The sequence below is a fragment of the Terrabacter sp. MAHUQ-38 genome (assembly GCF_014518425.1).
Lineage (GTDB): Bacteria > Actinomycetota > Actinomycetes > Actinomycetales > Dermatophilaceae > Terrabacter.
The window spans coordinates 829,554-841,857 of the sequence record NZ_JACVCU010000003.1; the positions used below are offsets into that span (position 1 = coordinate 829,554).

The following is a 12,304-nucleotide window of genomic DNA, read 5'->3' on the forward strand; positions in this document are numbered from 1 at the left end:
AACCCCAACCTAGGTCCGAATTGCCCCTTACCGCCCGGTACGTCCCCCGATCGCATCCAGGAGCGTGGCCAGGAGGGTCGCCACCGGCGCCGTGACCGAGGCCGGGCGGTGAACGGCGAGGTAGACGGCACGGACGGGTGCGTCGACGAGCCGCCGCGCGACCACCTCGGGCCCGAGGGCCGGCACGAGAATTCCCGGCACCGCGGCAACCCCGAGGCCGGCCCCGACGAGCGCGACCTTGCCGGCGAGGCTGCCGCATCCGTGCTCGATGCGTGGCGCGAATCCGGCGCGGTGGGCCGCCTGTCGCAGAGTCTGCTCGGAGCCGCGGTGGTCCTCGATCCACGGTTCGTCGGCCAGGGCCTCGAGCCGAAGGCGTCGTGTCGTCGCACGCGCGAGTCGGTGACCAGCCGGGACGATGGCGTGGACGTCGTCGTCACGCACGTGCTCGAGGACGACGTCCGCCGTGGGCTCGAGGCCCGGCGGGTAGTCGGTCACGATCGCCGCGTCGAGCTCGCCGGTGGCGGTCCGTGCCATCAGGTCCGGTGAATGCGCCTCGTGCACAAGGATTCTCGTGTCGGGGTGGCTTTTCGTGTGAGCCGCCACCAGCTGTGGAACCAGCGCTTGGACCGCCGACGGAATGGCGCCGACGACGAAGGTCGACGGGCCCCGGTCGGGGTGGTCGAGGGCATCGCTGATGCGGTCGAGCCCGCGGAGCACGGCCTGGGCGTGGCGGAGCAGGGTAGCCCCCGCGGCGGTCGGAGCCACGCCTCGGGGCAAACGGATCAGGAGCACGTGCCCGAGCTCGGACTCGAGAGCGGCCATCTGGCGGGAGACCCCGGACTGCGTGTAGCGCAGCGAGTGTGCCGCGGCGCTGATGGAGCCCTTCCTGCACACCTCCACGAAGGTGTGCAGGAGGTTGGTGTCCACGCCGTCACCCTAGCGACTGCCATGCTGCTGGCGCATGGCTTGTATGAGGAGCATGCGCTGGTGCGATGGATGTGGGGTCGCGAGACTTGCCGCATGAGCAGTCACATCATCCGTCACCATGCGCCGGAGGGCGTGCTCGAGGCACCCGGCTACTCCAACGTCGTCGGGGCCGAGGGACGGCTCGTCGTCGTCGCCGGGCAGGTCTCGCGCGATGCCGAGGGAGCGCTCGTCGGCAAGGGCGACTTCACCGCGCAGGCTCGGCAGGTCTTCGAGAACATCCGCCTCTGCCTCGCTGCCGAGGACGCCACCTTCCGCGAGGTGGTCAAGCTCAACTACTACCTCGTCGACATGGCGGACATCGCCGCGCTTCGGGCCGTCCGCCTCGAGCACATCGACGACGCCGACCGTCCCGCGAGCACAGCCGTGCAGGTGGGCGCACTGTTCGACGCCGACTTCCTGCTCGAGGTCGAGGCCTGGGCCGTCGTGCCCGCAGCGACCACCTAGCTGCACGTGTGCCGCTGAGCGGGCTCAGCGGCATACGTGCAGCTCAGCGTCAGCGGCCGGTGCCGCCGTAGACGATCGCCTCGTCGGCCGAGTCGAGCCCGAACGCCGTGTGCACGGCACGGACGGCCTCGTCGAGCTGCTCGGCACGCGTCACCGCCGAGACGCGGATCTCGGACGTCGAGATCATCTCGATGTTGATGCCGGCCTCGGCGAGGGCTCCGAAGAACTTCGCGGAGACGCCCGGGTGGCTCTTCATACCTGCGCCGACGAGGGCGATCTTGCCGATCTTGTCGTCGAGTCGAAGGTCTTCGTAGGCGACGTCGTGCTTGATCGACTGGAGCACCTGCATGCCACGGGCGCCGTCGGCCTGCGGGAGCGTGAAGGAGATGTCGGTCTTCGCGGTCTCGGCGGCCGACACGTTCTGGACGATCATGTCGATGTTGATGCCGGACTCGGCGATGGCGCCGAAGATCTTGGCCGCGACGCCGACCCGGTCGGGCACCCCGACGATGGTGATCTTGGCTTCGCTGCGGTCGTGGGCGATGCCGGCGATGATCGGAGCTTCCACAGCGCCTTCTCCTTCGTAGGGGTTGTCCTTGATCCACGTGCCGGCCTTCTGCGACCAGGACGAGCGCACGTGGATGGGGATGCCGTAGCGGCGGGCGTACTCGACGCAGCGCAGGTGCAGGATCTTGCTGCCGTTGGCGGCGAGGTCGAGCATCTCCTCCATCGACAGGACGTCGAGCTTGCGGGCGCTGGGCAGGATGCGGGGGTCGGCGGTGAAGACGCCGTCGACGTCGGTGTAGATCTCGCAGACGTCGGCCTCGAGGGCGGCCGCGAGCGCGACGGCGGTCGTGTCGGAGCCGCCGCGGCCGAGGGTCGTGATGTCCTTCGTCGTCTGGCTCACGCCCTGGAAGCCGGCGACGATCGCGATGTGGCCGGCGTCGAGCGCGCTCTGGATGCGGCCGGGCGTCACGTCGATGATGCGGGCCGCGCCGTGGGCGTCGTCGGTGATGACACCGGCCTGGCTGCCGGTGAAGGACCGTGCCTCGGCGCCGAGCTGGGCGATGGCCATGGCGACGAGGGCCATCGAGATGCGCTCGCCGGACGTGAGGAGCATGTCGAGCTCACGGGCCGGCGGGGCCGGGGTCACCTGCTCGGCGAGGTCCATCAGCTCGTCGGTCGTGTCTCCCATCGCCGACACCACGACGCATACCGAGTGACCGGCGCGCTGCGTCTCGACGATGCGCCGGGCCACGCGCTTGATGGCCTCGGCGTCGGACACGGACGAACCGCCGTACTTCTGGACGACGATGCTCACACTGGCTCCGGATCTGCTCGGTGGTCTGCGGTGGCATCGAGTCTAGGCTCGCGCCGGCAGCGTCCATCCGGGCGTCGCGATGGTGAGATGTGCGTGGATTCGTCCCCGGGACCGTACGTTCTTGCGCTGGTTACGGGTGCAGCGCGTCGAACTCCGCCTCGCCGGCGGTCTCCTCGTCGACGTCGAGACGCAGGTGGGACAGGATCGACAGGAGCGCGCGCAGCGCCATCAGCGCCCGGTCGCCCCACTCGGACAGGTAGCTGAACTGCCACCACCACAGCGCCTCGGTCGTGCGGCCCGCCGCGTAGTGCTTGAGACCATGGCTCAGGGCGACCGCGACGTCGACGAGGTCGTTGGTGATCGAGCCGTCGGCACGCTCGGACGACGTGATGGGGTCGACGACGTAGACGTAGTCGTCGATGCCGGCGAAGACGTTGGCGAGGCCGGTGCGAAGCGGGTCGGCGTCGTCGTCGGCGGCGTCGGGCTCGAAGCGGTCCTCGGGCACGACGTCCTGGATGGCTCCGAGGCGCGCGCCGGCGACGAGCACCTGCGAGAGCGCGAGCGTCAGCACGGGCAGGGCGGTGTCGGGTGAGCTGCCCGAGGCGACCTCGGTGACCGCCGTGAGGAAGGCGCTCGCCTCCGCGGCCGTGAGGACGGCGAGGCCGCCGAGGTCGTCGACGGCGTTCGCGTCGTTGGCGTCGGTGGCTGGGCTGGACATCGCGTCACTCCCGGGTCGGGCCCCGGCGTATGCCTTGGGGCTGCTTCTGTGGCGGTGCGCCCAGTCTGCCGTCTGGCTGGGAGGCGCGTCGACCCAGCCCCTCCCACCCCGCTCGGGTGGCCCCGGGGCGGGGGTCAGGCGTCGACGCGCCGCCGGCCCTCGAAGGCGCGGCCGAGGGTCACCTCGTCGGCGTACTCGAGGTCGCCGCCGACGGGTAGGCCCGACGCGAGCCGGGTCACCATGACACCGACGTCGCGCAGCAGCCGCGAGAGGTAGGTCGCGGTCGCCTCCCCCTCGAGGTTGGGGTCGGTCGCGATGATGACCTCCTGCACCTCGCCGGAGGCGAGACGGGTCATCAGCTCACGGACGCGCAGGTCGTCGGGGCCGATGCCGTCGATGGGGCTGATCGCGCCGCCGAGCACGTGGTAGGTGCCGCGGAACTCGCGCGTGCGCTCGATCGCGACGACGTCCTTGGGCTCCTCGACGACACAGATCGCCGTGTGGTCGCGGCGCGGGTCTGCGCAGATGCGACACTTCTCGGCCTGCGCGACGTTGCCGCACTCGTCGCAGAATCGGACCTTCGCCTTGACCTCGGTGAGCGCGGTGACGAGGCGCGCGACCTCGTCGGCGTCGGCCTGGAGCAGGTGGAAGGCGATGCGCTGCGCGCTCTTGGGACCCACGCCGGGCAGCCGTCCGAGCTCGTCGATGAGGTCCTGCACCGCGCCTTCGTACACACCGCAACCCTATGCCTCGCAAAGCCCGCCCGCGGACTGCCGCACCGCCGGCTGCGCCCCGGCTGAGTTCGCGCGCCCCCAGCAGCCCGAACCCGCGCGCCAGCTGCGCCCCGGCTGAGTTCGCGCGCCCGCCGACCCTGAGCCTGCCGGGTCAGGCGCCGCCGTCGACGAGGGCGCCCTCCCAGCGTTGCTCGATGCGGCCGAACCGCCAGATCGCCAGCGCGACGACCCACGTGACGACGAAGAGCCCGACGATCCAGAAACCGACGTCGGCGAGCTCGATTGAGCCGACCCACGCGAGCAGCCCGGCGGTGACGCCGAGCTTGTCGGCGAGCAGCCCGGCGAGCTCGATGACGCCGATGACGAGCGCGACGGCGACCGACAGCGACGTGACGGCGATGTTGTAGTAGATCTTGCGCACCGGTCGGCTGAAGGCCCAGCCGTAGGCGACGTTCATGAACGTGCCGTCGATGCTGTCGAGGAGCGACATGCCGGCCGCGAAGAGCACCGGAAGGGTCAGCACGGCATACCAGGGCAGGTCGGCGGCGGCCGCGCCACCGGCGATGACGAGCAGCCCCACCTCGGTGACGGTGTCGAAGCCCAGCCCGAAGAGCAGGCCGACGGGGTACATGTGCCACGGTTTCCTGACCGCGCGCGTGACCCGGCCGAGGATGCGGTTGAGCAACCCCCGATTGTCGAGCTGCCGCTCGAGCTCCGCCTCGTCGTAGTGGCCTGCCCGCATGCGGCGGAAGACCTTGAGGATGCCCACGAGCGCCGTGAGGTTGACGAGGCCGATGAGCAGGAGGAAGAGCCCCGAGACCGTGGTTCCCCAGACACCGGTCACCTCCTGGAGGGTCGAGCCGTCGTCCTGGAGCGCGCCGGCGAGGGCACGGATGCCGAACGCCAGGAGCATGACCATGATGAAGACGACCGAGGAGTGGCCGAGGCTGAACCAGAAGCCGACGCTCAGCGGGCGTCGGCCCTCGGTCATGAGCTTGCGCGTCGTGTTGTCGATGGCGGCGATGTGGTCGGCGTCGAACGCGTGGCGCATCCCCAGCGTGTATGCCGTGACGCCGAGCCCGACGCCGAAGAGCTGGCCGGCGACGCGGTACCCCTCGGGGGCCACGACGAGGACGAGCAGTCCCCAGCCGACGACGTGCAGCAGCGCGATGAAGACGGCCATGCCGACGAGGCTGCGGCGCTCCTCACGGCCGAGGCGGGTGAGCAGCGGCGGGCGGGTCCTGGCGGTCGTCGGCGGTGCGGTCACATCAGAAGACTAGATGCGACTGGGTCGCATCTGCACGGGAACGCCACAGTTCAGTCAGGCGGAGGGCTCGCCACCGGGCACCTCGTTGTACGCGTCCACGCGTTCCTGCCCGGACAGGTCGGCAATCGCCTCCATGACCCGGTCGGTCAGCTGCCGGCGAGCCTTTCCCGCCGGCACCCCGGCATACTCCTCGACGCCGATCGGCTTGCCGAAACGCACGGTGACCTTGGCCAGCCTCGGGAAGCTCGCCCCGACGGGCTGGATGTCCTCGGTGCCGATCAGCCCGACCGGGACGATCGGGACCTGGGCGGTGAGCGCCAGCCACGCCACGCCTGTGCGGCCCCGGTACAGCCGGCCGTCGCGCGAACGCGTGCCCTCCGGGTAGATGCCGAACGCGTCGCCGGCCTTGAGCACGTCGAGCGCCGTGTCGAGGCTCTCCTGCGCCGCGGTGGGTGAGTGCCGGTTGACGGGCACCATCCCGACCGCGGTGAAGAACCCCTTGCGCAGCAGCCCGCCGACGCCCTTGCCGGTCCAGTACTCCTCCTTGGCCAGGAACCTGACCTGGCGCGGTGACGCCAGCGGGATCGCGAAGGAGTCGATGAACGAGAGGTGGTTGCTCGCCACGATGACGCCGCCCTCGCGGGGGATGTTCTCCTTGCCCTCGATCGTGGGCCGGTACAGCGCGTGCGACAGCGGGTACAGGACGTTGCGCCCGAGGCTGTAGAACATGGGCCACAGCCTAGGGCGCTCGACGTACCGCGGGCTCACCGTCCCACTCGTGCACGGCGTGCTCGTGCCGCCGACGGCGTGGCGTTGTGCGTCAGGTCACGCTCGGGCGCGCACCGCCCACGCCGAGGCCATGACGAAGAACGGCGGCTCGGGCAGGAGCTCGCGGCATCGCTCGCGCAACGCGACTCGAGTGGCCTCGTCGAGGCTCTGCACGTGCGCTCCGGCGGGGCCGACCCCGAACGTGTACGGCTCCCACCACTCCTCGAACGTTGCGTGCCGCACGGTCACCGTGAGGACGCCGTCCTCGATCTGGTTGAGCGCGGCCTCGTCGGCGAGGTGCGCGAGCTCGCCCTCGTGAACCCCGGGCAGACCGGACTCGTCGTCGACGTCGGGGTCGAGGTCCCGCGCGGCCTGCCAGAAGGCGGTCAGGGGTCCCCCTCCGCCACCGAGGTCCCACACGCACGCCGCCACCGTGCCACCGGGACGGGTGACGCGTCCCATCTCACGGAGCCCACCCACCGGGTCCGCCATGAAGTGGACGACGAGCTGGGCCAGGGCATGGTCGAACAGGTCGTCAGGGTAGGGCAGCTGCTCCGCCACCCCGGCCTGTACGTCGAGCGTCGGGAACGCCTGCCGGAGGGCGGCCAGGAACTGTTGGGACGGGTCGACAGCCGATACCCCGCCGACGCCGAGGCGCTCGACGAGCTCGCGCGTCAGCGCGCCGGTGCCGCAGCCCACGTCGATCGCCCGACCGGGCGGGGCGACCCCGGCCCAGTCGGCGAACCGTGTGGCGAGCGGCCCCGAATAGCGCCCCATGAAACGGTCGTAGGCGTCTGCTGCAACCTCGAAGGTCACTCCCGAACGCTACCGCCGCAGCCGACCCACCGACCCGGAATCACGATGTTCCGCGCTCTCCCGGTCGCCGCCGTTCCGGAGGTCACCCCCTGGCCGTCGCCGCGGCGGGGACGCGCCGCGGCTGGCGCCCTTCACCCGTCGAGAGGCCGGCGACGAGCGCGACGGCAGCGATGGCCAGGCCAGCCGCGCCGAGCGCGGCTCGCACGCCGACGAGGTCGATGACGAGACCACCACTGAGCATGCCCGCCGAGACCGTGACGTCGACGAGGATCGACTGACCTGCGAGGGCGGCCCGACGGGCAGGGCCCGTCGTCTGCACGAGCAGCAGCTGGGTCATGGCCCGGATCCCGATCACCGTGGCCATCCCCGCGGCGGCCGACCAGATCGCGACGGGGACCGGCGTGGTCCACACCGCCATCGCGCCGAACGCGAGACCCTGACCGGCCCACGACAGCGCCGCCACGCGCAGCGGCCTCGACGCGGGCGGGCGGGCGGCCACGGCGAGCGTCATCGCGAACGACCCGAGGCCGTATGCCGTCAGGGCCGTCGCATAGAGCGTCCCTGACTGCCCGGTCCGTTCGCCCTGCACCGCGAGGCCGAGCGCGAACGCGAACCACAGCAGGCAGCTCGTTCCCCGCATCACCCAGCCGCGCATGATGTCTGGGTGAGGACGGACGGAGGCGAGGATGCCCGGCGCGTGCCCGGCGGTCTTCGTCGGGCCCGGCGCGGACGCCCTCTCCGTGCGCGCCCGGTGCGCCGTGGGTGCGGTGGGTGCTGCGGGTGCTGGTGACGTGGGTGCCGCCGGCGCCAGGACGACTCGGCGCACGACCAGGGCTGACACGACGAGCGCGAGGCCCTCGACCCACAGCAGGGCGTTCGTCCAGCCGAGGTGCACGCCCAGGCCGGCGAGGCCCGGCCCGACGACCATGGCCCCTCGGCGCAGCGCGTCGTCCCACGTGACGACGCGTGTGGCCATGCCCTCGCCGAGGCGGTCGCCGAGGTCGCCGAGCAGTGCTGTGCGGGCCGGCGACGCCAGGGCGTCGGAGACCCCGACGGCGAGGCCGGCCACGGCGAGGACGACCAGGTGCAGCGCGCCCACGAGCATTGCGGTCGGGACGACGAGCACCGCGGCGGCCTGCCACAGCGAGACGAGGGCAAGGCCGCGACCGTCCGACAGGCGTTGCCTCAGCCGCCGAGCCCACCACGGCGACGTGACGACCGGCAGGCCGGCCAGCCCGCCGACGAGGCCCGCCGCCGCAGCCGAGTCGAACTCGCTCAGGACGACGAGCGGGAGGGCCAGCTGGGTGAAGCGGAACGCAAGGTGCTCGATGGCGTTGGAGGTCAGGACGATGCGAATGGCGCGGGTCGGTGTCACGACCTCCAGCCTCTCGGGACACGCGTCCGGCCGGTAGACCGCGGGACCTCGCCGCTGCTCATAAGGTGGGCTTATGGATACATTGCGCCAGGTGCCCGATGTCGACGATCTCAAGCTCGTGCTCACCCTGCACCGCACGCAGTCGCTCGGATCAGCGGCCCGAGAGCTGCTCGTGAGCCAGCCGGCGGCCTCCCAGCGACTGGCTCGTCTCGAGAGACGTTGCGGGACAGCGCTGTTCACCCGCAGCCCGCTGGGCACGACTGCGACACCGGCTGGTCTCGAGATGGTTCGTCAGGCCGAGCACATCCTCGACCACCTCGGCGGCGTCTACGCGGCCGTCCGGGCGTCTGCCTCGGCGAGAACGCTTCGGGTCGGCACGTTCGCCGGCATCTCCGGCTACGTGTTCCCGGCACTCGACGAGCTCGTCGGTGACGAGGTGCGGCTCTCGACGGTCGTGCACCACGGCAACGAGATGATCGAGCTCGTCGCCGAGGGGTCGATGGATGCGGCCCTCATCGGCATCGCCGAACAGGTGCAGCTGCCTCCGCACGTCGTGGCGCACCGGCTCGGCACCGACGAGCTCGTCGCATTCGTCGCCGCGGGTGTCGAGCCTCCGCGCCGGGGACCGCGCCCGTTCCTCGACCGGGTCGTCACGTACGCGCCGTACGACAACTCCGGGCCCCTCATCGCCGAGCGCATCGCGGCGCTCGGGGGCGCCGCTCGCCACGCGGCAACGGCCCCGGTCGCGCTCGAGATCTCCCGACGCCGGGAGGGGATCGCCATCGTCCCGTCGAGTGCGGCCCGGATGTCGGGTCGACCCGGCGACCGTGTCATGACCTCACGCGTCGACCTGCCCGTGCGCCTCTCGGTCATCGCCCGCGGTGAGCTCGACCCCGTCCTGGCCGCCGTCCTTCCGGCTCTGGCACGGGCCCTCGGCCTCCGCCGCCGCTCCGCCCCCGACTGACCCCCGATGACCCCCGACTGACCCCCGACCCCGGCCCGCAGGCGAGTGAGCAGTTTCCACCCGTCCTCTCCCGGAGACCCAGCTCAGTCGTCGAGCTCCTGCACGACCCGTCCACCGAGCACCTTCTCGATGACGGTACGACCGACATCGCCGGACTGCTCGATGTCCTCGTCGTCGTCGCTCACCGCCGAGTCATCGGTCAGCGGCGGGCGCGGCTGCTCTTCGTCGCTGGTGCGCGACGCGGAGGACCGCGATCGCGCCTGGGCGAAGGACTCGCGGACCGCACTGGCCCCGCGCAGTGCCGAGGCCGTGGGTGCGGGGGCGCCGGATTCGCCCCCACCCGACCCGCCTCCCGCCGAGGGACCGGCCCCTGATGCGCCCTGTGGGTGACTCGCGGGTGACGCGGCCGCCGACCCTGAACCGCCGGGGTCGGGCCCGGTCGCCCAGTCGGGGGCCGGGCCGGTGGCCGAGCCCCACCCGGCGTTGCTCTCGAGCGACCGACCGGACACCGGACTCAGGCCCGCGTCGGCGAGCGCCGAGGTGCCGCGCGAGGTCTGGCCGGCTGCGCCCTGGACCACCCCACGCGACCCCGACCCGGAACCGGATCCGCCGGCCGCCGGGGAGTCGTCACCGCCCGGCGCGCGGGCGGACTCATGACCCGCGCCGGGATCACCCCAGGACGGGCGGTCGGGACCACCCGAGAAGGACTGCGACGCATCCGGTCGAGGGTCACCCGGGCCGCCCCCGGACGCTCCGCCCGACGCTCCGCCCGGCCCTCCGCCCGAACTACCCGGCCCGCCGGGGCCACGCGCGCCACCGACGTCGCCGGGACCGTCCGGTGAACCCTGAGGTACGGCGCCCGGCGGCGGCGCGACGGGCGCCTGCTGCGAGACGGCGTCGACGTGGATTCCGTCGACGACCGCGTCGACGCCGAGCTCGTCGATGAGGGCCTGGCGCACGATGTCGGCGTGGTTGCCGGCCCGGAACGTCTGCGTGAGCCCCGCCGTCGCGATGCCGAGCGTCAGCGTCTTGCCGTCGAACGCCGTGACCTGGGCGTTCTGCGAGACGAAGGTCCACGTGATGCGGCGCATCGTGAAGATGCGGCCGAGGACGTTGGGCCAGGCGCGACGGATCGCGTCGGTGTCCATGCCGCCCGCCGGCGCAGCCGCCGGAACGGAGCCGGCGGACTCCGGTGCGCCACCGCCTTGGCTCACATCCGTGTCAGCCGAGGCGGCGCCGGCCTGCACACCCTCGGCGTGCAAGGCGGTCGAGGCACCGGTGAGGTGATGGTCGGCCCGGGTGTGTGACGCGTCGGCCACGGAGGGCCCGCCGACGGACTCGTCGGGCGTCATGACAGGCGGGGCTCCCACCTCGGCTCGCACCGCGTCGACCCTCCCCTCGTCGCCCGGGCCCGTCTGAGCGCCGACAGCCTCCTGAAGTCCGGATCGACCACCGCCGCCCATGCCGCCGGCCGAGTGCGAGGCACCGGACGCCGCCCCACCCGCGGGCGGCGTGTAGTCGGAGACCGTGCGCGGCGGCGCGGCTACGCCCGAGGCCAGCGGACCCGTCGGGGGTGACGCGGGAGTCGACGGCGGCCGCGGGGGCGAGCTGAGCGGCGTACTGGCACCAGCCGCGCTCGGGACGCCGCCCACGTCGAGGCGACGCTCCAAGCGGTCGAGGCGGGCGGCATACCCCTGCTCCCCTGACGCCGCCGGGAGGAGGATGCGGGCGCAGATCAGCTCGAGCTGCAGGCGCGGCGCGGTGGCGCCCGTCATCTCGGTGAGGCCGGTGTTGACGATGTCGGCCGCGCGCGACAGGGCGCCGGGGCCGAACGCCGCCTGCTGCACGCGCATGCGCTCGAGCTGGTCCTCCGGCACGCCGCGCAGCACCTGGGAGACGCCTTCGGGGATGGCCGCCACGATGATGAGGTCGCGCAGGCGCTCGAGGAGATCCTCGATGAAGCGACGCGGGTCGTGGCCCGACTCGATGACCTTGTCGATCTGCCGGAACGTCGCCGCGCCGTCACCCGCCGCCAGCGCGTCGACGGTGCTGTCGAGCAGCTCGCCGTCGGTGAAGCCGAGCAGCGACACCGCCCCGTCGTAGGTCAGGCCGTCGGGACCCGAGCCGGCGATGAGCTGGTCGAGCACGGAGAGCGAGTCGCGCACCGAGCCGCCGCCCGCGCGCGTGACGAAGCTGAGCACCCCCGGCTGCACCGGCACCGACTCGGCCTCGAGCAGGCGCTCCATGTACGCGCTGAGCTTGGCCGGCGGCACGAGCCGGAAGGGGTAGTGGTGCGTGCGGGAGCGGATCGTGCCGATGACCTTCTCGGGCTCGGTCGTCGCGAAGACGAACTTCACGTGCTCCGGCGGCTCCTCGACGATCTTGAGGAGGGCGTTGAAGCCCTGCGGCGTCACCATGTGCGCCTCGTCGATGATGTAGATCTTGAAGCGGCTCTGGGCGGGGCCGTAGCTGGCCCGCTCGCGCAGGTCCCGGGCGTCGTCGACGCCACCGTGGCTCGCCGCGTCGATCTCGATGACGTCGACCGAGCCGGAGCCGCCGCGCGCCAGGGCCACGCACGAGTCGCACGTGCCGCACGGGATCGGCGTCGGGCCCTGCTCGCAGTTGAGGCAGCGCGCGAGGATGCGGGCGCTGGTCGTCTTGCCGCAGCCGCGGGGGCCACTGAAGAGGTAGGCGTGGTTGACGCGCCCTGTGCGCAGCGCCTGCATGAGCGGCTCCGTCACGTGCTCCTGACCGATGACGTCGGCGAAGCTCTCGGGCCGGTAGCGGCGGTACAGGGCGGTGGCCATGCCGGAAACCCTAACCGTCCGGACCGACGCCCGGCTCCCCGGTGAACAGGTCCTTACGGATCGCCGACAACCCGTGCTCCCGGCGGGCGACTGTCGGCAGCCG

General features: G+C 72.2%; 11 protein-coding genes. 2 read left to right on the forward strand and 9 right to left on the reverse strand.

Going from position 1 to position 12,304, the window contains the following annotated elements; translation table 11 throughout:
• Positions 1–27 precede the first annotated feature (27 nt).
• Positions 28–927 carry a LysR family transcriptional regulator gene (locus H9I49_RS14840; RefSeq protein ID WP_188031112.1) on the reverse strand — a complete coding sequence of 300 codons (900 nt, stop codon included), beginning with the start codon at positions 925–927 and terminating at the stop codon, positions 28–30.
• A 93-nt stretch (positions 928–1,020) separates the two neighbouring features.
• Here H9I49_RS14840 and H9I49_RS14845 point away from each other — a divergent pair, with 93 nt between their 5' ends.
• Positions 1,021–1,431: a RidA family protein gene (locus H9I49_RS14845; protein WP_188031113.1), complete on the forward strand. Its 411-nt coding sequence runs from the start codon at positions 1,021–1,023 to the stop codon at positions 1,429–1,431.
• A gap of 49 nt (positions 1,432–1,480) precedes the next feature.
• Here the strand turns inward: H9I49_RS14845 and H9I49_RS14850 are convergent, their stop codons facing one another.
• From H9I49_RS14850 to H9I49_RS14880, 7 genes are all read right to left on the reverse strand, one after another.
• Positions 1,481–2,752: an aspartate kinase gene (locus H9I49_RS14850; protein ID WP_188031114.1), complete on the reverse strand. Its 1,272-nt coding sequence runs from the start codon at positions 2,750–2,752 to the stop codon at positions 1,481–1,483.
• Between the two features lie 130 nt (positions 2,753–2,882).
• Positions 2,883–3,470 (reverse strand): DUF5063 domain-containing protein, encoded by a 588-nt coding sequence (locus tag H9I49_RS14855; RefSeq protein WP_188031115.1) that lies wholly within the window; start codon positions 3,468–3,470, stop codon positions 2,883–2,885.
• Between the two features lie 134 nt (positions 3,471–3,604).
• Positions 3,605–4,204 carry a recombination mediator RecR gene (gene recR / locus H9I49_RS14860; RefSeq protein ID WP_188031116.1) on the reverse strand — a complete coding sequence of 200 codons (600 nt, stop codon included), beginning with the start codon at positions 4,202–4,204 and terminating at the stop codon, positions 3,605–3,607.
• A 151-nt stretch (positions 4,205–4,355) separates the two neighbouring features.
• Complete coding sequence (locus H9I49_RS14865; RefSeq protein ID WP_370587583.1) at positions 4,356–5,471, reverse strand: HoxN/HupN/NixA family nickel/cobalt transporter; 1,116 nt, start codon at positions 5,469–5,471, stop codon at positions 4,356–4,358.
• A 54-nt stretch (positions 5,472–5,525) separates the two neighbouring features.
• On the reverse strand, positions 5,526–6,200 hold the full coding sequence (locus tag H9I49_RS14870) for a 1-acyl-sn-glycerol-3-phosphate acyltransferase (RefSeq protein WP_188031117.1): 675 nt from the start codon (positions 6,198–6,200) through the stop codon (positions 5,526–5,528).
• Between the two features lie 96 nt (positions 6,201–6,296).
• Positions 6,297–7,055 carry a methyltransferase domain-containing protein gene (locus H9I49_RS14875; RefSeq protein ID WP_188031118.1) on the reverse strand — a complete coding sequence of 253 codons (759 nt, stop codon included), beginning with the start codon at positions 7,053–7,055 and terminating at the stop codon, positions 6,297–6,299.
• A gap of 82 nt (positions 7,056–7,137) precedes the next feature.
• A complete protein-coding gene (locus H9I49_RS14880) occupies positions 7,138–8,430 on the reverse strand; it encodes an MFS transporter (RefSeq protein WP_188031119.1) in 1,293 nt (430 codons plus the stop codon).
• Positions 8,431–8,521: 91 nt separating this feature from the next.
• On the opposite strand from H9I49_RS14880, the gene H9I49_RS14885 reads away from it, so the two are divergent.
• On the forward strand, positions 8,522–9,394 hold the full coding sequence (locus tag H9I49_RS14885; RefSeq protein ID WP_188031120.1) for a LysR family transcriptional regulator: 873 nt from the start codon (positions 8,522–8,524) through the stop codon (positions 9,392–9,394).
• Between the two features lie 83 nt (positions 9,395–9,477).
• On the opposite strand, the gene H9I49_RS14890 is transcribed toward H9I49_RS14885, so the two are convergent.
• Positions 9,478–12,201, reverse strand: coding sequence for a DNA polymerase III subunit gamma and tau (locus H9I49_RS14890; protein ID WP_188031121.1), 2,724 nt, complete (start codon positions 12,199–12,201; stop codon positions 9,478–9,480).
• Positions 12,202–12,304 lie beyond the last annotated feature (103 nt).

What these genes read in the sequence shown, in the direction of transcription:
- H9I49_RS14845 (WP_188031113.1), top strand. Translation starts at nt 1,021, where the DNA reads ATGAGCAGTCACATCATCCGTCACCATGCGCCGGAGGGCGTGCTCGAG.
- H9I49_RS14855 (WP_188031115.1), bottom strand. Translation starts at nt 3,470, where the DNA reads ATGTCCAGCCCAGCCACCGACGCCAACGACGCGAACGCCGTCGACGAC.
- H9I49_RS14870 (WP_188031117.1), bottom strand. Translation starts at nt 6,200, where the DNA reads ATGTTCTACAGCCTCGGGCGCAACGTCCTGTACCCGCTGTCGCACGCG.
- H9I49_RS14890 (WP_188031121.1), bottom strand. Translation starts at nt 12,201, where the DNA reads ATGGCCACCGCCCTGTACCGCCGCTACCGGCCCGAGAGCTTCGCCGAC.